This is a genomic window from Leptotrichia wadei, from assembly GCF_007990545.2.
In the GTDB taxonomy this organism is placed as follows: Bacteria; Fusobacteriota; Fusobacteriia; order Fusobacteriales; family Leptotrichiaceae; genus Leptotrichia; species Leptotrichia wadei.
In genome coordinates this window covers 904,497-926,291 of sequence record NZ_AP019829.2, presented here as the reverse complement: position 1 = coordinate 926,291, position 21,795 = coordinate 904,497, and the positions used below count along the sequence as shown (strand labels likewise).

19 protein-coding genes are annotated in these 21,795 nt (G+C 29.1%); 7 read left to right on the top strand and 12 right to left on the bottom strand.

Translation table 11 applies throughout. The features are described 5' to 3' along the window. The first annotated feature begins 873 nt into the window (after positions 1 to 873). Positions 874 to 1,641, top strand: coding sequence for a hypothetical protein (locus tag FVE73_RS04325; RefSeq protein WP_018498196.1), 768 nt, complete (start codon positions 874 to 876; stop codon positions 1,639 to 1,641). A 10-nt stretch (positions 1,642 to 1,651) separates the two neighbouring features. Further along, positions 1,652 to 2,746 (top strand): YARHG domain-containing protein, encoded by a 1,095-nt coding sequence (locus FVE73_RS04320; RefSeq protein ID WP_018498195.1) that lies wholly within the window; start codon positions 1,652 to 1,654, stop codon positions 2,744 to 2,746. 80 nt (positions 2,747 to 2,826) lie between these two features. Here FVE73_RS04320 and FVE73_RS04315 read toward each other — a convergent pair whose 3' ends face one another. The 11 genes from FVE73_RS04315 to FVE73_RS04265 form a co-directional block, all read right to left on the bottom strand. Beyond that, complete coding sequence (locus FVE73_RS04315; protein ID WP_018498194.1) at positions 2,827 to 3,459, bottom strand: DUF421 domain-containing protein; 633 nt, start codon at positions 3,457 to 3,459, stop codon at positions 2,827 to 2,829. Between the two features lie 42 nt (positions 3,460 to 3,501). Further along, entirely contained in the window at positions 3,502 to 3,945 is a 444-nt protein-coding gene (locus tag FVE73_RS04310; protein ID WP_018498193.1) for a DUF3290 family protein, read from the bottom strand. A gap of 283 nt (positions 3,946 to 4,228) precedes the next feature. After that, the gene (trpA, locus tag FVE73_RS04305) at positions 4,229 to 4,987 is read right to left on the bottom strand and encodes a tryptophan synthase subunit alpha (RefSeq protein ID WP_018498192.1); all 759 of its coding nucleotides are present in this window, start codon (positions 4,985 to 4,987) and stop codon (positions 4,229 to 4,231) included. Beyond that, entirely contained in the window at positions 4,980 to 6,227 is a 1,248-nt protein-coding gene (trpB, locus tag FVE73_RS04300) for a tryptophan synthase subunit beta (RefSeq protein WP_018498191.1), read from the bottom strand. Before trpB ends, trpA begins: the two co-directional genes overlap by 8 nt. A gap of 34 nt (positions 6,228 to 6,261) precedes the next feature. Continuing rightward, entirely contained in the window at positions 6,262 to 6,975 is a 714-nt protein-coding gene (locus FVE73_RS04295) for a phosphoribosylanthranilate isomerase (RefSeq protein ID WP_232058532.1), read from the bottom strand. 31 nt (positions 6,976 to 7,006) lie between these two features. Continuing rightward, complete coding sequence (gene trpC, locus FVE73_RS04290) at positions 7,007 to 7,732, bottom strand: indole-3-glycerol phosphate synthase TrpC (RefSeq protein WP_026239014.1); 726 nt, start codon at positions 7,730 to 7,732, stop codon at positions 7,007 to 7,009. A 382-nt stretch (positions 7,733 to 8,114) separates the two neighbouring features. Then, positions 8,115 to 9,752 carry an anthranilate phosphoribosyltransferase gene (gene trpD / locus FVE73_RS04285; RefSeq protein ID WP_018498187.1) on the bottom strand — a complete coding sequence of 546 codons (1,638 nt, stop codon included), beginning with the start codon at positions 9,750 to 9,752 and terminating at the stop codon, positions 8,115 to 8,117. Next, complete coding sequence (locus FVE73_RS04280; protein ID WP_018498186.1) at positions 9,753 to 11,105, bottom strand: anthranilate synthase component I family protein; 1,353 nt, start codon at positions 11,103 to 11,105, stop codon at positions 9,753 to 9,755. Between the two features lie 385 nt (positions 11,106 to 11,490). Continuing rightward, on the bottom strand, positions 11,491 to 12,783 hold the full coding sequence (gene celB / locus FVE73_RS04275) for a PTS cellobiose transporter subunit IIC (protein WP_018498185.1): 1,293 nt from the start codon (positions 12,781 to 12,783) through the stop codon (positions 11,491 to 11,493). A gap of 151 nt (positions 12,784 to 12,934) precedes the next feature. Next, positions 12,935 to 13,240, bottom strand: coding sequence for a PTS sugar transporter subunit IIB (locus FVE73_RS04270; protein WP_018498184.1), 306 nt, complete (start codon positions 13,238 to 13,240; stop codon positions 12,935 to 12,937). 267 nt (positions 13,241 to 13,507) lie between these two features. Continuing rightward, positions 13,508 to 14,707, bottom strand: a complete 1,200-nt coding sequence (locus FVE73_RS04265; RefSeq protein WP_018498183.1) for a replication initiation protein — start codon at positions 14,705 to 14,707, stop codon at positions 13,508 to 13,510. 296 nt (positions 14,708 to 15,003) lie between these two features. Between FVE73_RS04265 and FVE73_RS04260 the strand changes: the two genes are divergently transcribed. The 5 genes from FVE73_RS04260 (at position 15,004) to FVE73_RS04245 (ending at position 19,433) form a co-directional block, all read left to right on the top strand. Then, positions 15,004 to 15,342, top strand: coding sequence for a PTS lactose/cellobiose transporter subunit IIA (locus tag FVE73_RS04260; RefSeq protein ID WP_018498182.1), 339 nt, complete (start codon positions 15,004 to 15,006; stop codon positions 15,340 to 15,342). A gap of 33 nt (positions 15,343 to 15,375) precedes the next feature. Continuing rightward, positions 15,376 to 16,122 carry a Gfo/Idh/MocA family oxidoreductase gene (locus FVE73_RS04255; protein ID WP_232058531.1) on the top strand — a complete coding sequence of 249 codons (747 nt, stop codon included), beginning with the start codon at positions 15,376 to 15,378 and terminating at the stop codon, positions 16,120 to 16,122. Beyond that, positions 16,095 to 16,403 (top strand): Gfo/Idh/MocA family oxidoreductase, encoded by a 309-nt coding sequence (locus FVE73_RS10855; protein ID WP_232058530.1) that lies wholly within the window; start codon positions 16,095 to 16,097, stop codon positions 16,401 to 16,403. The genes FVE73_RS04255 and FVE73_RS10855 overlap by 28 nt, the downstream gene beginning before the upstream one ends. 197 nt (positions 16,404 to 16,600) lie before the next feature. Then, positions 16,601 to 17,953 carry a hemolysin family protein gene (locus FVE73_RS04250; protein WP_018498181.1) on the top strand — a complete coding sequence of 451 codons (1,353 nt, stop codon included), beginning with the start codon at positions 16,601 to 16,603 and terminating at the stop codon, positions 17,951 to 17,953. Between the two features lie 97 nt (positions 17,954 to 18,050). Then, positions 18,051 to 19,433 (top strand): NCS2 family permease, encoded by a 1,383-nt coding sequence (locus FVE73_RS04245; protein ID WP_018498180.1) that lies wholly within the window; start codon positions 18,051 to 18,053, stop codon positions 19,431 to 19,433. A 230-nt stretch (positions 19,434 to 19,663) separates the two neighbouring features. On the opposite strand, the gene FVE73_RS04240 is transcribed toward FVE73_RS04245, so the two are convergent. Next, positions 19,664 to 21,709, bottom strand: a complete 2,046-nt coding sequence (locus tag FVE73_RS04240) for a transglycosylase domain-containing protein (RefSeq protein ID WP_018498179.1) — start codon at positions 21,707 to 21,709, stop codon at positions 19,664 to 19,666. Positions 21,710 to 21,795 lie beyond the last annotated feature (86 nt).

Here is a 21,795-nt window from a genome sequence, read left to right as displayed (position 1 = left end):
CAATTTTGTTAGCACTCTGTATTATTGACTGCTAACAAATATACTATACCATTATTTAATTTTTTTGTCAACACTTTTTTTGAATTTTTTTTACATTTTTTTAAAAGGTGTATTGTATAATCAATCGCAACCAAAAAATATGTCAAAAAAAATAGTAAAACTTTTTTATTTAATTCTAAATTTTTTAAAAAAAATTGAATTTGTCATTTTTATTACCATATTTAATTTTTACTATTAGACCTGTTCGATAACTATACAAACTTAGAATTTAATAAAATAAATATCTTGAAGCAAGGGGTCTTGACCCCTTGTATAGATAAAAAACTTAGGTTATCGAACATATCTATTATAACAATGTTATATCACATCTAATTGTTTTTTTAATCTAAATTTTTAATACCAGGCTAATATTTAAATATATCCAAAATTTATATAATCAAATTAAAAATTGTTATATTATAAAAATTTTTAGTATCAATATGTTTAAAACTATTAAATTAACTATAAATTAATCTTTATATAAGTAAAAAAAAAAAAAAAAAAAACGGTGGTATACTTATAAATGAGTTATACTATATTAAATTTAGCACTATTTATTTTTTTATATAAATTTAAATAAAACACTGTTTTTTTAAATATTGATATGTAATAACTCTATGCATAAATTTTTTAATGCAAAAGTTAAAATTAAGAATTTACTCAATATTTATCAAGTTTATGCTCTATTGAATATACTTAGATAAATAATTTGTATATTTTTAATCTTAATGTAGTTATATTTTGTCAAGAAAGGAGGATAAATCAAAACTTTTTTTAATTAAAGTTTAAATTTAATAAATAAGTAAATAATAAAAATTTTAGGAGGAAAATATTATGCAAGAAAGAGAAGTTTTTAAATTTGAAAAAAGTGGCATGAAATCAAAAGGTGCTTGGACATTTGCTGTATTTGGAGTTATTGCCTTGTTTGGAGGAGGATTTTATTCTCTTATCGGAATATTAATGTTAGCTTATAGTATTTATTTGTTTAACAAAAAAAGTAAAGTAATTGTTTATACAACTGGTTTTATTATTTCGGAAGGTAAGAATTTACAAAATATTAATTTTGAAAGAATCTTAGCTATAAAAGGCGATATAGGACAAAAAGTAAAAATTCTATATTTAAATAAACCTTTTTTTGAATATTCAAATAATGAAATGAATAAAATATATTCTGACTATAAAGAAATCAACTTTGATGATGAACTGTTGGAAAAGGATTTTATTAATGTATTTAACATTATAAAAGAACAATTTAGAAATTATGTATTTGAAAAATATAACAATGATTTAGAACAAGTTATTAATTCCCCATATTTATTTGAACAAATTAAGAATAATAATCTAAACTTTATGAAAGCTAAACTTTTTGGAGGAGTTACTGATACAATTATTCCTTTGCAGTATGGGGATGTTGTTAATGTAACTACAAGAAAAAAAGCCTATGTAACTAATGGTCAAGCTGATATAAGACAAGCTAGACAAAGTTTTGAACCACAATGGCAATTTGCTTCAACATCGACAAAATGTGATACAGTTAATTTAATTAACGCAGTACTTGTACAAGAAATTTTAAATAAAAAATATAATATAAAATTTATTTAAGGAGATTTTTATGAAAAAAATATTTAATTTAATATTGTTTTTTTTAACAGTAATATCTTGTCAAAACAATTTGAAAAACGTATTTACTAGAACTATTTCTAACTTAGATCCTAATTTAAGTTATCAAAATGAACTTATCATGTATGAAAATAATATATTTTCAGGAAAAATTGAATTGCAATCACCATTACAAGGTTATATAGAAGTTAAAAATGGTACGCTAAATGGAAAAGTTTCTATTATAGATGGCACTCAAAAATTAGAAGCAATAATGGAAGAAAATAATATACAGTCTATAGAACACTTTGATTATCAGGATCAGGGAAATAATCATCATACTTATAAATCTAACTACAGAAATGGTATTCTCACCAATCTAACAAATATTACTAAAAATACAGAATTAAATTTAATTATTAATTCCAATGGTAATATAAATGGAACTATTAAATTAAACGGCAATTCATTTAGTATTGTAAATAATGAATATTCTGCAAGTAATTTTGGAGGATTTTTTCCTAAAAAAGGAGGAACTTTTGTATACTATCCTAACGAGAATATTATCCAAGAAACCTATTTTTATAATACTAGTGCCTATACAACAAGTACATTTTCTGCTTTTGCAGGAAAAACTAACATTCCTGTATTTAATAAAAATTATATTAAAGAATTTATTCTTACAAAAATAGGTTTAATAAAATCTACTACCACAAATAATACCAATAGCACTAATATAAAAACTAATGAAAATAATGACACAGAGTCTAATTACAATTATTCTGATGAAACTTCTTCATCTGAAAAAACAACAGAAAATACAAATTCAGAAAATGAATTAGATCTAGAAGATTTAAATAACCTAAAATATGAAGTCATGGATAATGAAAATGAATCAGCATTCAATAAATACAACAAAAAAGAATTACGTATTTTACGAAATATGATATACGCAGAAAAAGGATACATTTTTAAAGATGAAGAATTATCTTCATTCTTCAATAATAAATCTTGGTATACACCTGAAATTAGTAATCAAGATGACATTCAATTAGATGATTATGATAAACAATTCATATTAAAATTAAAAAAATATGAATATAATTGATTAATCACATTCACAAAATAAAAAATACTCAGATAGCAAATCATATCGCCATTTGAGTATTTTTCTCTCTTAAAATTTTTCTATTTCTTCACAATAAAAAGTTTTCCATCACCACTATATTCAACAATAAAAAGTTCACTTAAATCAGTAATATTATATTTTTCCAATTCTTCCTTCAACCAATCATCATCTTTTCCGATATGTTTCAAGTTATCCTCTTGTATGTTCCCTTCGGAAACCAATAAATTTGAATAACCGCCTTCACCTTTTTTTATAACAATAAGTTGTCCATTCGATTCCATAAAAGCTTCTTCTATATCCGATATTTGTGTAACACCTTTTGTTCTCAATTTTGTATAAAAATCAGGAATTGAAAGTGTGGCTTGTGCAAAATTTTCTGTTAGCATTTTTCCATCTCTTATTAAGTACACAACTTGTCCATCTATCATTTTTTTTACGCGTTTATTTGTATTTTTTAGAAAATCAGTTACTGTCATTAAAAGTCCCCATATTAAAAGAACTATCAAAAACTGAATTATTGATATAGTTGGACTATAAATTACACCACCGATAATTCCCCCAAGAACATAGTTACCTATTTGATCTTCTGTTGATGTTGGTGCCAATTGGCTCCGTCCATTTAAATTCATGAACAAAACTAACGCAATAAATCCAATTGTAAGTTTTATTGCTACAAGAATTATGAAATCCAAAATTACATCATCTTCCTTTCTTTTATATTTTTTTCCATGCTATTATTCTTTAAGCATTTTTACTTCATCCACATAAGGAACTGTCATTTGTTCAACTAAAATATTAGTTCCTACCCAGTGAATTTGATAATATTTATCTTTTATTTTATAAACAGTGTCCTCTGTTATTTCAGGCGTGTTTATAAAAATATCATTTTCGCTAACTTTAAATTTTTCAGATAATTTTTTTATAACACTTGCCGAATTTTTATAAACTTTTTCTTCATTATTTCTAGCTCTATAATTATCATAATGATATAATGCAAATAAGAAAATAAACATCAATCCAAGCAAACTAAGCTGTTTATCTCTAAGCGAAATGCTTCCTTTAAACCATTTCCAAAATGCAAATAATATAAACGCTATCACTAAAATTATTACAACAAGAAAAAATTTATCCGTTACAAATTTTTGGTTTTCTAAATAATTAAAATTATAAAATTCCATATATTATGCTTTTTCTTCCTTCCCATAAATTTTCTGTCATTTGTAAAAGCCTATAAAATCTAACTAAAATAGTATTTTATGATTTAAACTACTCATATTTCTTTTTAATTATTACTTTTTGACAATGAGTTTCTTTAATTATGTAAATACTATTATCGCTTAGTTTTTAATAATTTTATTTTTACAATTGCCTGTAAATGAGCTTTTTTATTATATCATTAAAAAAAGTATATTTCAATTTTTTCCCTAAAAAATAATACTATTAAAATTCATAACAATCCTATTATTTAAACAACTCGTTAATTTTCTGAATCGTATAATCCACATCATTTTTAAAAGTAAAATCAACAATACTTGTCCCTACAATTACTCCATCCGCATATTTTCTCATTGTATTAACATTGTCATTATTTTTTATTCCAAATCCCAAAGAAACTGGTAAATCTGAAACTTTTCTTATTTCCTTGATAAACGATTCCAAACGTGGCAAATCAACCTGTTTTGAACCTGTTACTCCTAACGAACCGATTGCATAGATGAAGCCATCTCCTTGGGAAACGATTTTTTTTATTCTATTTCCAGAAGTAACGCTTACAAGCGGAATAAGAGCAATTTCATTTTCCCGCAATTTTTCTGACATTTCAAAGGCTTCCTCATAAGGCAGGTCTGGAATAATTAACCCTTTAATATTGGCTTTTTTACACTTTTTAATAAATTCGTCAATTCCATAGGCAAATATTAGATTGTAATAAATCAAAAAGATCAAAGGCTTTGAAATATCGTCTTTTATTTCAGTTAGCAAATCAAATACGGTATCAGTAGTAACTCCAGCTTCTGAAGCTAGAAATGATGCATGCGAAATTAATTTTCCATCAGCTAACGGATCTGAATATGGAATACCGACTTCTAGCATATCAAGGACCGTGTTATCTAAATTTTGTAAAAATTGCTTTGTAAAATCAACACTTGGAAAACCTGCAACAATGTAGCCAATATTTACTTTTTCTTTTTCCTTAAAAACATCAATAATTTTTTTACTCATTTTCAAAACCTCCATTTAACTCATAAATTCCATTTTCTCCGCCACTTTCCTTATCTTTTAATACAGAAAAAACAGTATGCATATCCTTATCTCCACGTCCAGACACGTTTACAACGATAGTTTCCCTCTTGTCTTTAGAAAGTGCAGGACATAATTTTTCAAGATATGCTAAAGCATGTGAACTTTCAATCGCTGGAATAATTCCTTCTTTTCTCGTAACGAGCATTAATGCTTTCATCGCCTCATCATCGGTAACTGGTACATAAGTTGCCCTTTTTGTGTCAAACAGATGCGAATGTTCAGGACCTACTCCTGGATAGTCAAGTCCAGCGGAAATTGAATGAACTGGACTTATTTGCCCATATTTATTTTGCAGCACATAAGTTTTCATTCCGTGAATAATTCCAGGTTTTCCAAGTGTCAATGTGGCAGCATGCATATCTGTGTCAATTCCATAACCTCCAGCTTCCACTCCATAAAGTTTAGTTGAATTGTCATTTATAAATGCGCTAAAAATCCCAATTGCATTACTTCCGCCACCAACACATGCAATAACATGGTCAGCATGTTTTCCAAGAGCTTCAAGCTGCGCCTTTGTTTCATAACCAATAATTGACTGAAAATCACGTACAATTGTTGGATATGGATGAGGCCCTACAACTGAACCGATTACATAAAATACAGTTTCTATTTCAGCAACCCAAGACTGAATAGCCGCTGTTGTCGCTTCTTTTAATGTTTTCAGCCCATCTTCAATTGAAATAACTCTTGCACCTAAAAGTTCCATTCTAAACACATTCAGTTTTTGCCGTTCAATATCAACAGCTCCCATATAAACATCACATTCCAAGCCTAACAAGGCAGCGGCAGTCGCAGTCGCAACTCCATGCTGTCCAGCCCCAGTTTCAGCAATTACTTTTTTCTTCCCCATTTTCTTAGCAAGCAAAACCTGCCCAAGCGCATTATTAATTTTATGAGCTCCAGTATGGTTCAAATCCTCTCTTTTCAAGTAAATATCGTGATTATAATATTCACTTAAATTTTTTGCATAATAAAGCGGAGTTTCACGCCCAACATAATTTTTTAACAAATCATCAAATTCCTCAAAAAATTCCTTATCATTCTTCAATTTTTCATACTCTGCTTCCAGTTCCGCCAAAGCAAACATAGCAGTTTCTGGCACAAATTGCCCACCAAATTGCCCAAAATATGCCTTTTCATTAAAATGTTTATTTCCCATATTTCTTTCCTTTCACATTTATTTTTTTAAATTATTATTTTCCCTTTTTTACTAAATTTACAACTTCCTCAACTAATTTTTTATTTTTTTTATTATTGACCTCAACCTTACTGTTCACATCCAAAATCGCAGGCTTACATTCAAGCGCCTCACAAATATTTTCAGCCGAAAGCCCTCCAGCCAGTACAAATGAATATTTCTCCAAATCCTTCAGAATATCCCAGTCAAAAACAATCCCATTTCCCCCGCGATTTTCTCCCTTCGCATCAAACAACGGATATTCAATATACTGTTTATAATCTGCAATATCTGGAAGTTCATCAGTCACTCCAAAAACTTTCCAAATTTCTGTCTTAGACGGAAAATTTTTACGTTTTCTAAAGCAGCTTTTCTCATAAAGTTTTTCCAATTTTTTCGTAAGCTCCACACAATATTCCACCGATTCATCTCCATGCAGCTGCACAACATCAATTCCAGTTTCCTCCACGATTTTCACAATATTCTCAATCATCGCATTCACAAACACTCCAACAGTTTTCTTCCCGTGCCTATGCGCAGTCCTAGCAATCTTAGCCGCAAGCTCCGTATCTACCTGCCTTGCACTCTTTGCAAAAATACATCCAAAATAATCAATATCCAAAGTTTTCAATTCATTAATTTCAGTAATGCTCCTAATCCCGCAAACCTTCAATTTAGTAGCATTTTCTGTGAAATCATCAGTTGCCACATTATTTTCTTTTTTCTCCAATTTTTTTCCTTCCATAAATTTATTTTTCTTTCTAAAGAAGCCCCTTCATAAGTGCCTCTCCGATTAGCAGTCCATCCACATTCAATTTTTCCGCATATTCCACATCCTCTTTTGACAAAAATCCACTTTCACTTACAATAGTCAAATTTTTCAAAACATCTCTTGGAATTTTATTTATCAATTTTTCCGTAGTTCTAATATCAACTTCAAAAGTATTCAAATTTCGGTTATTTATCCCCAAAATCTCTAAATTTGGAATCTTCAAAGCTCTTTTTATTTCCTCTTCATCATGAGTTTCTACCAAAACATCCATTTCCAAATCCTGTGCCAACTTATGAAGTTCCAAAAGCGTCTTATCATCCAACATTCTCACAATCAGCAAAATCGCCGAAGCCCCCAAAAACTTAGCATGTGCCACCTGAAATGGAGTATAAATAAAATCCTTCCTCAAAATCGGCATTTCTGGAAATTTCTCTCTTATAATTTTTATAAAATCATTCTCTCCTTTAAAATATTCCTTTTCCGTCAATATTGAAAAAGCCGCAACCCCTTTATCCACATAACTTTGTGCCTGTTTTAACAAATCAAAGTCATCTTTTGCAATTTTTCCCTTCGATGGAGAAGCCCTTTTAATTTCTCCAATAATCCGTACTCCATCCTGTTTCAATGCCTCTTTCAACGATGGCTGCTTAAAAGATTTTATTTCTGCTTCAAGCTGTATATCTCTTTTTATTTTTATTTTTTCTAAAATATCCATATTTTTCCTTTCAATAAAATATAATTTTATCAATAAACTTAATAAAAATTCCCAACACAATTACATGCGTAAAAAAAATTATTATTTTTAATTTAATTTTATATTTTTTTCTTTTTTCTTTATCTTTAATTCTATTTATTTTTTCAAGCTTTTTAAAACTGAAGTATATAATTATTATTTTAAATAAAATCCAACTTATAGGAAGATTCCAAAATCTATTTTTAATCGTATTATTAAGAAGATAAGGCAAAATCCATAAAGGATCTACTGGAGCATCAAACCAAAAGATAATTATAGATATTATGTCAGGTACTATAAAATACCTCAAACATTTTTCTTTATACAAAGTTTTTATCATCATCTAAATCCCTCTTCAAAAAAATTATTTCACATAATTTTCATAAAACTCATAAACCTTTCCACTCTCAATCGCTTCCAAAACCATATCCTTCGCCTTCGCAGGATGGTCCACTACATTCGCAGTATAAAGCCCAAACATCGCATTTAACACAACTATATCGAATTTTGCTGATTTTTCTTCACCTTTTAATATTCTTATCAAAATTTCAGCATTTTCCTCTGGAGTTCCGCCTTCTATTTCAGAATGAAAAGCTCTTTTAAATCCAAAACTTTCAGGAGAAATTGTATATTCAAGAATTTGATCTCCTTTTACTTCAATAATTTTAGTGTCATCACAAATTGTTATTTCATCAAGCCCATCATTTCCACAAACAACCAACGCATGTTCTCTTCCCAATAGTTGTAATGTTTCAGCATATAATCTGTGAACAGGTTCATGATAAAGTCCAACTAACTGATATTTCAACTTTGTATTTGGATGAAGAAGCGGTCCTAAAATGTTAAAGACAGTTCTTATTCCAAGGCGACTTCTAACTTCTCGCACTTCTCCGACTAATTTATGGAAAAATGGTGCATGGAAAAAGGCAAGATTTTTTTTGTGTAACTTTTCAATTTGAGTTGCCAGTGATTTTTCAAGAGGCACTCCTAATTTATCAAGTACATCGCTGCTTCCACTTTTACTGGAAATTGCACGGTTTCCATGTTTTGCGACAGTCACTCCCATTGCTCCCAGAATAAATGCAACAGCTGTTGAAATATTTATTGTCTTGAATCCATCACCACCAGTTCCGCAGACATCAATCATTGGAGTTTCATCTTCAAAAGTTGTGCTGTATTCTAAAATATTATTTACAAAAGCAGTTAATGATTCTGGATAAAGGCTTTTTTCTGAAATTAGCACAAGCAATGCTCCAAGCTGTACAATATCATAACTTTTATCATCAATAATTTTACAGATTTCTCTAAAATCAGTATCTGTCAATGCAATATTTTCCTGTAATTTTTTCAAATATTTATCCATGTTTTCAAAGTTTCCTTTCTTTTTACTATTTTCAAAATTTTTATTTTTTTGCAAATTTTCTGAAACTTCAATATTTAAAAAGTTTCGTATTATATTTTTCCCATATTCTGTAAAAAACGATTCTGGATGAAACTGTATCCCAAAAATATTTTTACTTTTGTGTTCCACAGCCATCACAATCCCATCTTCAGACCTTGCCGTAACTTCAAGCTCTTCTGGAATATTTTCAACATAAAGCGAATGATACCTCATGACTTTAAATTTTTTTGGCAAGTTCTTAAATAACACAGAATTTTCCGATAAAACTGTAATTTCTGAAGTCTTACCATGCAATGGATTTTCAAGCCTTTTTATTTCTCCACCAAAATTCATCCCAATTGCCTGATGCCCAAGGCAAATCCCCAAAATTGGAATATTTCCCAGCTCATCAATATTATTTAAAATTTCAAGGCAAATTCCACTATCCTTTGGATGCTTTGGACCTGGAGAAAAGATTATTTTATCAGGATTCATTTTTTTTATATCATCAACCGTAATCGCATCATTTCTCACAGTAATTACTTCATCATCAGTCATTTCCTTCAAATACTGCTCAACATTAAAAACAAACGAGTCGTAATTATCAATCATCAAAATCATTTATTTCACATCCTCCCCTTTTTCATTTTTATTTTCCTCATTTTTAACCTTTTCAACTTCTCTTTCTTCTTTGCAGAATTTCTTAAAAATATTCAGTACAGACGCTCTTTTATGGCAAATTTCATCATATTCCTTTTCCTTCACCGAATCAAACACAATTCCAGCCCCAGCTTGAATAAACACATTTCTAACCTTGTCAACCTTATTCAAGTCATAATTTTTATTTTCAAAAAATGCAGTTCTAATAATAATCGCAAGCTGAACATCCCCATTAAATCTCAAAAATCCGATTCCTCCCGCATAAACATTTCTCTTAAATACTTCTAGTTCTGAAATAATCTGCATAGCACGAATCTTGGGTGAACCAGAAAGTGTTCCCGCTGGAAGAGCTTGAGCAATAACTTCAAATATCGACACATCTTTTCGCTTTTTCCCGTAAACATCAGTCACAATGTGCATTACATGCTCATAATTTTTAATATGCATAAGATTTTTCACAACCACCGAGCCACTTTCAGCAAATTTTCCAATATCATTCCGTGCCAAATCCACAAGCATTCGATGTTCAGCACATTCCTTTTCATCATTTAACAAATCATTTGCTAAAAATGCATCTTCATTGGCATCTTTTCCCCTTGGGCGAGTTCCAGCAATGGGAGCGATATAAATATTATCTGATGAAATATCAACTAGGATTTCAGGGCTTGAACCGACAATATCTCCATATTTTGTAGGAAAATGATACATATATGGACTAGGATTAGCCTTTGACAATTTTTCATAAAAATCAAGAGAATCCATATTTGTCGCAAGTTTCAACTGTTCACTTAGCACAACCTGAAAAATATCCCCAGCCTTGATGTATTCCTTTGCTTTTTCAAGAATGCCGTAAAAATGTGATCTTTCCTCATCAAAATCTGTTTTTATATCATAAAGCAATTCACTATTTTCAGTTCTTTTCTCAATTTCATCATTCAAAAAATCAAAATATTTTCTTTCGTCCCCATAAAATGAATATTCCTTGCTAGTCTTTGAATAATGCAAATAAGCCTTCGCATTGGCAAAAATAAACTGTGGAAACTTAAACTGCTCTTTTTCTATCTTCTCAATCTTCTCAAAAAAATGTATCGACTCATAGGCAAATGTCCCAAATAGCCCTGCAAACGGAGCAACCTTTTTTTGCTTCACAAAAGAATTATAAATTTTCTTCAAGGAATCATAGCTATATTCATTAGAATCAAAATATTCACAGTCAATCCCAATAATAACTTGCCGTTCATCTTCAGCAAAATAAGAATTATTAAATTTTTGCCTGATAACAGAATAATAATAAGTAGGTTTATTTATCAACATAAAATTTCTCACTTTCTCCAATTTTTTCTCTTTTTACTTTTCTTCTTTCTCCTTATTCTTTCCCTTTTTCTAAATCTGTTGAAATTTATAAAAAAATTCTCTTAAACTATTTTACCGTCTAAGAGAATTGAATAAAATAAAAGCATTGATTTTTACTTCACCAATGCTTTTTTCATAATATTTATAATCGTAATTACAATAAATCTCAACATAGCTGGCAAAAAATATTAAATTGTATTTAATTTTTTCCACCATATCCAACTATGTCTAATCATCGTAATCACTCCTTAAAATTTATTTTACTATTAATTTACAAATACTATATCATAAAAAATATATTTTGTAAAATATATTTTATTAATTTAACCATAAATTTCGCTAATGATTAATTTATACTTGCTGTCCCGTTTTCTTCTTGAAGTTTTTTATCATCCCATAATTTAAAGAATGGATAGTAAATAGCCGCTGTTATGAAGAAGTTTACTACTTGTATGGCTGCTCCTGTCCAATGGCTCGTTGCGAGAAAACCGGATATAAAAGGAGGCGTTGTCCAAGGCAAGGCAACTCCAGTTACTTTTGCAACTAACCCTGAATACATCGCTAGATAAGTAACCATTACTGTAACTAACGGAGCCAATATAAATGGAATGATTAAAATAGGGTTCATAACTATTGGAAGTCCAAATAAAATAGGTTCGTTAATATTGAAAAAAGCAGGACCAATTGCTAATTTACCAATTTCTTTAAGCTGTTTGCTCTTAGAAAGGAAAAGTAGCATAATAGCAAGAGAGAAAGTTGTTCCAGAACCTCCCATATTATGAAAAATATCAAAAAACTGAGTTGTAACTATATTTGGAAGAGGCTTTCCAGCACTAAGCGCAATTCTGTTTTGATCCATTAGCGTATCTAATACAGGTTTTGCTATACCTCCCGTTACTAGATTTGAACCGTGTATTCCGGCAGACCATAATAAATTAGTTATAAAAGAAAGTCCCATCATTCCAAAGAAAGATCCTCCTAATGCTGTAAGTGGTTTAGTCAAGACCATTTCAACAACTTTATGTATATTTCCAAATGGAGAAACTTCAAATAAAATTCTTATTATCAATGCAGTCATAATAACAAAAAATCCTGGAATTAATGCTGCAAATGATTTTGATACTGCAGGTGGTACAGAATCAGGCATTTTAATAACAATATTCTTTTTCACAATAAAGTTTACAATTTCTATTGCCAAAAGAGACATTATTATAGCTACAAATAATCCTCCACTTCCCATACTAGGCAGCGGGATGCCATTATGAAAAGGAGTTACAAGTAAAAATGCCAAAACTCCTAAGATTGTACTGGAAATTTCATCTAATTTATAGTGTTGAGCCAATTTATATGAAATACCAATACACGCAATAAAGCCTAATAAATTAAATGTTACATCAACAGGATAGGATAACCATTTTGCGATAATCTGCCCAACTGCATTATATTTATAAAAATTAGCTAATGCTGGTATTGGCAAATTTCCTAAAATCAAAAATACAGATCCTGCAATAATAAATGGCAATGTAATGACCATTCCATCTTTGATTGCCGCTAAATGTCTCTGATTAGCCACTTTTACAGCAACAGGCATTAATTTTTCTTCTAAAAACTGTGTAAATTTGTTCATAATATTAGCCATATTAATTCCTCCTAAAAAATGATTATTTTAAAAATTCAATATCTTCAAGCATGAAAAACAAATTCTCTTTTATAAAAACAAATACCGGTATTCATGGTTTAAAATCATTTACCGGTATTTGAACTCTAACAAAAGTATAATATAAATTGAGCTATTTAATTAAATTTAACGCCTGATCTAACACTTTTGCCCCATTCATCATTCCATAATCAACCATATTAATTACATCTATGTTAATGTTATTTTCTTCAGCGATTTTTTGAGCTTCTGGTAAGGCATATTTAACCTGCGGCCCCAATAAAACAACGTCAGCTTTTGGAAATTCTTCTTTTGCCTTGTCAAGTGGTTCTGCCCAAATTTCAGCTTCAACTCCTCTTTTTTCAGCCTCAGCTTTCATTTTGTTTACCAATAGGCTAGTAGACATTCCTGCTGCACAGCATAATAAGATTTTTTTCATTTCGGATCATCCTTCCTTATTTTATTTATTTTTTTAAGTGTATTTTCATTGTTTTATATTCCAATGAGCTTAACTTCCATATTTATAGTATACCACCAATTTGTTAGAAGTCAAATTTTATAAAAAAATAATATTTTTTCGTCTATAATCTGTTTTAAATATCGAAAAAATAAGTTTTTATAAAATAAAAACTAGAATAAACGATAAAAAAACATATATTTTTTCGTTTATTATTTTAAATGATTATTCCAAAAAAAAATAAAATTTTTATAGGAATTTTATGATTTTTATTTGGCTTTTAGCATTTTGGAAGTACTTTATATAGATTTTGAAGTCAGTAAAGCTCTGTTCCATTGTCTGTTCATTTTTTAAAGTAAGAATTTCGTTAAAATATCCATCATCAACTAGTACTCTAAGTTCATTTTCCAAATGATTCTGACGCATGAGATTGGATATATCAAGCTGAAGAAAAAAAGGAGTACGGTATTTTCTTTTTATGTTCAAAACCTCTGATTCATGTTTTAAGTTATTTTTTAAGGATTGTCCCAAATCAAGCAGCAAAACTTTTTTTAACTGCTTTTCTATATTATTTTTAAATTGCTTTTTTGTAAAAATAACATTTGTATAAACGTAATCGTAATTTTTCTTTAAAATATACTTTTTTATCAATTCATAAGTAGCATGAAAATCTTTTACATCATTTTTTATCAAGTCCATAATGCTGTTTATATGCTGAACAAGCTCCTTGTTTTTCTTTTCAGAAGATTTACTGTTATCAATTATTTTAAAACGAATTTTTTCCACTTTATTATTTATATGTTCTCCAACCTTAATTTTTTCATAAACAACCTTAATGTCAGAAAAAAGATTTATGGATTCAATTGCTTTTTTTAAGATCTGTTTTTCAAAGTCAAAAAAACGCTCATATTTATCTCCAGTATCAAACATTTCTTTTAGTCTTTCTAACGTAATTACAGTATCATTATTATAATTTTTATCAGAAATCAAATAAGTATAAAAATTATAAGTAGTCTCATCTCCCATAAAAACCAGAAAGTCAAATCTAAGAAGTGAGAATAAAGTATTGTTTCCCCGAGCATTTTGAATTTCTCTTGCAAATTGAAACTCAATTTTGGAATAAACAATATTGTAAGACACCAAAATTGGAAATCGTCCATAAAGCACAATTTTATCATTACTAAAAATCGAAAATTCCAGCTTTTTCACTTGTAAATTATCCAAAAATTTTTTCAATTGTTCAAATGTAGAAAATTTAAGCACATCTAATATTTCATTTAAATCAACATCTTGTAAAATAGTTGCTTTCTCAAATTTTTCCAGCAATTTATATTCCATAAAAAGAAACTTTAAAAAATATTTTTCTTTTTTATTCAATACTTTTGAAAATGAAATTTTTATTTTTTTATTTTCTAAAAAATGTTTGTTAATTGGTGCATAAATATCCATAATGTGATTTTTCTCCTTTAATAAAGATTTTGTAAAATATTTTATTATAAATTTATATTTTTTTAAAATTTTCAATATATATTATACACGAAAAAATGTGTAATTGTAAATCGTTTATTTTCTTAGAATATCGGATTTATGCTTTAATTAATAATAAAATTAATAAAAATAGACGAAAAATAAATTAAAAGTATGAAAAATTGACATACTGGGAAACGTGTGTTATAACAAAATTAAGAAGAAATTTTAATATAAAATTTGATAAAACAAAAAATAACTATTTAGGAGGAATTACCATGGCTGAAGAAGTATTGGATATTGAAATGATTGCAATGACATTGATTGGACACGCAGGGGAAACTAAAAGTTTGGCTTATCAGGCTATGAAGGCTGCAAAAGAAGGAAAATTTGATGAAGCGGAAGAATTTATGAAGCAGTCTACTGAAGAAATGCTGAAGGCACATGAATTACAGACAGATTTGATTGTAAGGGAAGCTGGAGGAGAAAAACTTGATGTTGGTCTAATTATGGTTCATTCTCAGGATCATTTAATGACAGCGATTTTGTTTAAAGAATTGGCAAAGGAATTTATTGAAGTCTATAAAAGATTGGAACAAAAGATAGACAAAAAATAATTGGAAATAATAAAAAATAGAAAGGTTAATATTATGCTAACAGTAGGATTTATTGGAAATGGTAAAAGTGCGAACAGGTATCATTTGCCATTTGTGTTGCAAAGAAAAGATAAAATAAAAGTAAAAACAATTGTAACTAGAAATTTGGAAAATAAAACTTGGAAACGGATAGATGGGATTAATTATACTGACAAAATTGAAGAACTTTACAATGATCCTGAAATTGACTTGGTTGTTATTTGTTTAAAACCTGATTTACATTACCGTTATGCTAGGGAAGTCTTAGAGCATAATAAAAACTGCCTTGTGGAAAAGCCTTTTACTGAAACACTAGAAGAAGCACAGGAGCTTTTTGAATTGGCAAAGAAAAAAAGATTAATTGTACAGCCGTATCATAACAGAAGATTTGATAGTGATTTTTTAACTACAATGAAGGTAATTGAAAGTGGAAAATTAGGAGAAATTTTAGAAATTGAATCTAATTATGATTATTACAGGGCAGAAGTGCCTGAGAATGTAAAAGAATACGATGGTAAAGCAGCAAATACATTTTTATATGGGCATGGAACGCATGTTTTAGATCAAGTAATTTCACGATATGGTAAGCCTGATAAAGTGCATTATGACGTAAGACAGCTTCTTAGAACAAATCGGATGAATGACTATTATGATATAGATTTATTTTATAAAAGAGAAAATGGAAAAAGTCTGAAAATTACTGTAAAGGGAAGTTATTTCAGGCTTCATTTATTGTGTATGGAACAAGAGGGTGTTTTATAAAGGAAACGGAAGATAGACAGGAAGAACATCTAAAACTATTTTATATGCCATATCATCCAGATTTTGGAATTGACTCGCCCAAACATTATGGAACATTAATTTACTATGATAACAAGGAAAATTATCACGAAGAAAAAGTAATTTCAGAAAGAGGTGATTATGGCAGAGTTTATGATGATTTATATGAGGCAATAAAAAATGGAAAAGAAAAAACTATTAAGGATGAGGAAATACTTTATCAAATAAAGATTTTGGAAGAAGGAAGTAAGAATTTAAAATAAATTTTTGATAATTTATAAAAATTAATAGAATTAATTAACCTATTTTGAATTTTTTCAATTTGGAATAGGTTTTTTTATTAAATTACTTAGGATTAAAAATAAAATTGTTTTAAAGTTAGATTCCAAAATCAATTTTTAAATTTTTTAAAAATATGTTATAATGTCTATAAGTTTTAAAAAATTAGGAGGAAAAATAAATGTCTGAGGGCAGTTTATTATTACAAATTGTAATAATAATAATTTTAACGGGAATTAATGCTTTTTTTTCCAGTGCGGAAATGGCTATTGTTTCGTTAAATAAAAATAAACTAAAAATATTAATTGAAGAGGGGAATAAAAAGGCAATTTTACTTGATAACTTACTAAAAGAACCGAGTAAATTTCTATCTACTATTCAAGTTGGAATTACTCTGGCAAGTTTTTTCGCATCAGCATCAGCAGCAACTGGATTGTCACAATTTCTTTCAGAAGCTTTAAAACCTTTAAATATACCATATAGCAGCCAAATTTCAATGATTTTGATAACTTTTATATTATCTTATGTTACGCTAGTTTTTGGAGAATTGATTCCAAAAAGAATTGCACTTAGAAATTCTGAAAATATCGCTTTATCATCAGTTGGAGTTATTGTTTTTATTTCAACAATATTCTCTCCATTTGTAAAATTTTTAACATTTTCTACAAATTTAGTACTTACAATTTTGAGAATGAAAGAAGATAATATTGAAGAAAAAGTATCAAAGGAAGAGTTGCGTTCTCTTGTAGAAGTTGGTAAAGAACATGGAGTTATTAATGAATCTGAACAGGAAATGATTGAAAATATTATTGAATTTGATGAAAAAATTGCACGGGAAATAATGATTCCAAGAACAAAAGTATTTTTAATTGATAAAAATATTTCAATCCATGAACTTTTTGAAAATAAAGAAATTGGGAAATATTCACGTATTCCAGTTTATGAAAATGAGGCAGACAATATTATTGGAATTCTACTAACTAAAGATTTGATGATGGAAGCCTATAAAAAAGGATTTGATGATATAAAGATATCCGACTTGGTTCAAGAGGCATATTTTGTTCCTGAAACAAAAAATGTAAATGAACTTTTTAATGAAATGCAGCTTGAAAAAAAACATATTACAATATTAATCGATGAATATGGAGGATTTTCAGGAATTGTTACACTTGAAGACTTAATTGAAGAAGTTATGGGAAATATTGATGATGAGTTTGATGATGAGGATTTGTCAATTCATCAAATTTCAAAAAATAAATATCTAGTCAATGGTGATGTTTCATTATATGACTTAAATGACAACTTTCACTTTGAACTTGAATCTAAATATTATGATACTTTAAGTGGTATTTTAATTGAAAATCTTGGATATATTCCAGAAGATAATGAAAATATTGAGCCAATTACAATTAACGGAGTTGTATTTAAACCTCAACGAGTAAGAAATAAAAAAATCGAAAAAGTAGTTATGACATTTGACAAGGAAAAATTAGAAGAAGAAAAAATGAAAAACAAAGAAAATGAAGAGGATTAAATTATAATAAAATAAATGTTAGTTATATATGAAAAAAGAGGGGGACAAAACCCCCTTATTAAAATAAAAAAAATAGAAATGGAGTTGATTAATTAAAATGAGCACATCTAATGTTCAAGAAACAAGCGTTTTAAAACGACTTTTCCCGCTTTTAGCAAATGAAAATGTCAATATGAAAAAGGAAATTATGGCAGGGATTACAACATTTCTTACAATGGCATACATAATCGCCGTAAATCCAAATATTTTATCAAAAACAGGAATGGATGCAGGTGCATTAGTTACAGCAACTTGCTTTTCAGCTGCACTTGGTTGTTTCCTTATGGGACTTATTGCAAATTTACCTTTTGCTCTTGCTTCTGGTATGGGATTAAACGCATTTTTTGCATTTACAGTTGTACTGAAAGGCGGAATTAGCTGGCAAACTGCCTTAACTGCTGTATTTTGTGAAGGTATTATATTTATTGTTTTGACACTTTTTAAAGTACGTGAAGCTGTAGTAAATTCTATCCCAGAAAATATGAAACATGCTGTTACTGGTGGAATTGGAGTATTTATTGCATTTGTAGGTTTTTCAGGAAGCGGGCTTGTTGTCTTAAATGAATCTACAAAAGTAAGTATGGGGCATTTTTCTCCAGCTGTTATTATTTCATTCATTGGACTAATTTTAATATCTATTTTAGATAAAAAAAATGTACGTGGTTCGATTCTTTATGGAATTGTTTTAAGTTCTTTGCTAGCTTGGGGATATGCTCTTTTGAATCCTGTACATGCAAAGGAATTGGGAATTTATTTACCATCTGGTATTTTTAAATATGAGTCAATGATGCCTGTTATGGGGAAATTGGACTTTTCATTATTTACAGATTTTAAAATGTTTGGAAATTTATTTGTTATAATTTGTACATTCCTATTTGTAGACTTTTTTGATACTGTTGGAACATTGATAGGAGTATGCTCAAAGGCAAATATGCTGGATGAAAACGGAAATGTACCAAATGTAGGACGTGCCCTAATGGCAGATGCAATAGCAACTACAGCTGGTGCCGCACTTGGAGTTTCAACAGTTACAACTTATGTGGAAAGCTCAACAGGAGTTATCGCAGGTGGAAGAACTGGATGGACAGCCATCACAACAGGAGTTTTATTCCTAATATCAATGTTTTTCTCACCAATATTTATTTCAATACCAGGATGTGCCACAGCTCCAGCTTTAATTTACGTTGGTTATTTAATGCTAAGTTCAGTTAAAAACATAGATTTACATGATGTTTTAGAAGGTGTTCCATCATTTATAACAATTACTACAATGGCTTTGACTTACAGCATTGGAGATGGATTAACACTAGGAATTTTATCTTACGTATTAATAAATTTATTTTATAATTTATTTTCAAAAAAAGAAGATAGAAGACCTATTTCATGGGTTATGATTACTCTGGGAGCACTATTTGTAGTTAAACTATTATTTATGTCATAATTGAGACTTATAGATTTTATAACAAAAAATATGATTCCTTATACATTAATTTGTATTTGAAATCATATTTTTTATTGTATTTATACTAAGATTCTATTTAAAAAATAGAAATTATATTTTGATATCTGCTAACAAAGGGTCTTGACCTATTGCAAAGAAATTCATAACTAGTCAACTGTTTAAATATGAAATAGTATTAAACTTTTTTAACTTTAAAGAAAATTTATTTTTTAAAAAGTGACTCCTTTTCTAAATTTTCCTTCATATTCAATCGGCTCTGTTCCTGCTTTAAACAATGCTGTCCGTTTATTTACACCATCTCTATCAAGTAATCCAATCTGTAGATCTATATCTCTTGTTGTCAAATCTTTTCTCGTAATATAATCATCTATAAACTCAAAAACTCCAACGTTATAATTTGGTAAATCGACTACCGCCTGCATATAATTCTTCCAAATTGGTGCAGCTGCAGCTCCTCCTGTCATTCCAGGTCCCATCGACTTATTGTCATCATTTCCAACGTAAACTACTGTCGCAAGAGTCGGTGTATATCCTGTAAACCAAGCTGAAACATAATCTGAAGTTGTTCCTGTTTTTCCAGCCATTGGAATCAATTTTCCATCTTTGAATACTTTGGCTGATTGACCAGTTCCATAATTTACAGCATTTTCAAGCATATAAGTCAATATTGCAACATCTTTAGAATCATAAACTTTTTTCATTTTAGGTTTAGCTTCATAAATTACTTCACCGTATTTATTTTCAATTTTGTAAATATATTGAGGCTGTACTTGATAACCTCCATTTGCAAGTGCAGCATAAAACATCGCCATATCTATTGGTCTTATAGAAATTGAACCAAGTGCCAGTGTATAATTCTTAGGAAAATCTCCACCAACAATTCCTGCATTACGCCAGACTTTTTCAGCTGAATCAATTCCCACATATTGCAATAATTTTACTGGTATCACATTATTTGAAATTTCCAATGCTTTGGCAAGTGTCATGCTGTCCCTATAAACTCCATCATAGTTTTTCGGACTCCAATTTCCAATTTTTACTGGGGAATCTTCCATAACACTATTCATTGCCATTTTCTTTTGTAATGCAGCAAGATAAACTACTGGCTTAAATGAGGATCCAGGTTGTCTTAATGAACTCATCGCACGATTAAAGTTACCTTTTTTGTAATTTTTCCCCCCAACCATTGCTTTTACAAATCCATTGCTCGGATCAATAGAGAGCAAGGCACCATTTAGATTTGCACGGCTCTTTAGATTATAATTATTATTGAATGCTGTATAAGCTGCTCTTTGTAAATCTAAATCAACTGTTGCATAAATTTTATATCCATCAAATAAGAATTTTTGATCTTCTTCAGGTATTTTCAATATTTTTCTTACTTCACTTAGAACAACTGTTGTAAATTCAGGTGCAACATTTGAAGTTGAAATTTGTTCTTCTTCATTACGGCTTTTTATATTTCCATTTACAAATCTAATTTTCTCATTGATTGCCTCATTATACTCTTCATCTGTTATAAACCCATAATTTTTCATTTGATTAAGTACAATTCTTTGTCTTTCTAACGCATTTTCTATTTTTGAATATTTTGTCGGTGATTTTGGAAGACTGGCTAAAATTGCCGCTTGTGCAATAGTTAATTGTTTTGGCTGCTTATTAAAATATTTTATTGCCGCATTTTTTATTCCATAAGCTCCTTGCCCAAAATAAATTGTATTCAAATAATTTTCCAGAATTTCATCCTTCGTATATTTTCTTTCAATTTCTACCGCCAAAATTGCTTCCTTAATTTTTCTTGTCATCGTTTGTTCAGGTGATAAAAAAGCATTTTTTGCAAGCTGTTGCGTAATTGTACTTCCACCCTCACGACGTCTTCCTGTAAACGTCAAAAAAGCCGCTCTTGCCGTTCTCACAAAATCAAATCCATGATGAGTTCTAAACTTTCTATCTTCTATCGCCAAAAATGCATTTTGAACATGCTGAGGAATCTCTCCTATCCCTATCGGTGCACGATTTTGAACCATTATCGTATCAATTTGATTACCATTTATATCATAAATTACCGAAGGAGACACAGGAGCATACCCATCTATCAAATCAACAGGTGTTTCCTTACTTACTGTATACACCAAATACGCCCCAGCTCCAATCCCAATCACAAACAGAAATAAAAAAACTTTGAAAAAAAACGAGAGTAAACTAAATTTTTTTCTAGGTTTTTCCACTTTTACTTTTTTATTATTCATTTTCATTACTACCTCTTTTCGTAACTGCTATAATATTTATTTAAATTTTTTATTTTTTCAAAACTCTTCAACGAAATTGCTATAGTATCTCT

Excerpts from the sequence above, each read along its gene's own strand:
- FVE73_RS04265 (WP_018498183.1), bottom strand. The coding sequence starts at position 14,707 with ATGGATATTTATGCACCAATTAACAAACATTTTTTAGAAAATAAAAAA.
- FVE73_RS04255 (WP_232058531.1), top strand. The coding sequence starts at position 15,376 with ATGCTAACAGTAGGATTTATTGGAAATGGTAAAAGTGCGAACAGGTAT.
- FVE73_RS04280 (WP_018498186.1), bottom strand. The coding sequence starts at position 11,105 with ATGTTGATAAATAAACCTACTTATTATTATTCTGTTATCAGGCAAAAA.
- FVE73_RS04250 (WP_018498181.1), top strand. The coding sequence starts at position 16,601 with ATGTCTGAGGGCAGTTTATTATTACAAATTGTAATAATAATAATTTTA.
- trpA (WP_018498192.1), bottom strand. The coding sequence starts at position 4,987 with ATGAGTAAAAAAATTATTGATGTTTTTAAGGAAAAAGAAAAAGTAAAT.
- trpD (WP_018498187.1), bottom strand. The coding sequence starts at position 9,752 with ATGATTTTGATGATTGATAATTACGACTCGTTTGTTTTTAATGTTGAG.
- trpC (WP_026239014.1), bottom strand. The coding sequence starts at position 7,732 with ATGGATATTTTAGAAAAAATAAAAATAAAAAGAGATATACAGCTTGAA.
- celB (WP_018498185.1), bottom strand. The coding sequence starts at position 12,783 with ATGGCTAATATTATGAACAAATTTACACAGTTTTTAGAAGAAAAATTA.
- FVE73_RS04310 (WP_018498193.1), bottom strand. The coding sequence starts at position 3,945 with ATGGAATTTTATAATTTTAATTATTTAGAAAACCAAAAATTTGTAACG.
- FVE73_RS04320 (WP_018498195.1), top strand. The coding sequence starts at position 1,652 with ATGAAAAAAATATTTAATTTAATATTGTTTTTTTTAACAGTAATATCT.
- FVE73_RS04260 (WP_018498182.1), top strand. The coding sequence starts at position 15,004 with ATGGCTGAAGAAGTATTGGATATTGAAATGATTGCAATGACATTGATT.
- FVE73_RS04325 (WP_018498196.1), top strand. The coding sequence starts at position 874 with ATGCAAGAAAGAGAAGTTTTTAAATTTGAAAAAAGTGGCATGAAATCA.
- FVE73_RS04270 (WP_018498184.1), bottom strand. The coding sequence starts at position 13,240 with ATGAAAAAAATCTTATTATGCTGTGCAGCAGGAATGTCTACTAGCCTA.
- trpB (WP_018498191.1), bottom strand. The coding sequence starts at position 6,227 with ATGGGAAATAAACATTTTAATGAAAAGGCATATTTTGGGCAATTTGGT.
- FVE73_RS04245 (WP_018498180.1), top strand. The coding sequence starts at position 18,051 with ATGAGCACATCTAATGTTCAAGAAACAAGCGTTTTAAAACGACTTTTC.
- FVE73_RS04240 (WP_018498179.1), bottom strand. The coding sequence starts at position 21,709 with ATGAAAATGAATAATAAAAAAGTAAAAGTGGAAAAACCTAGAAAAAAA.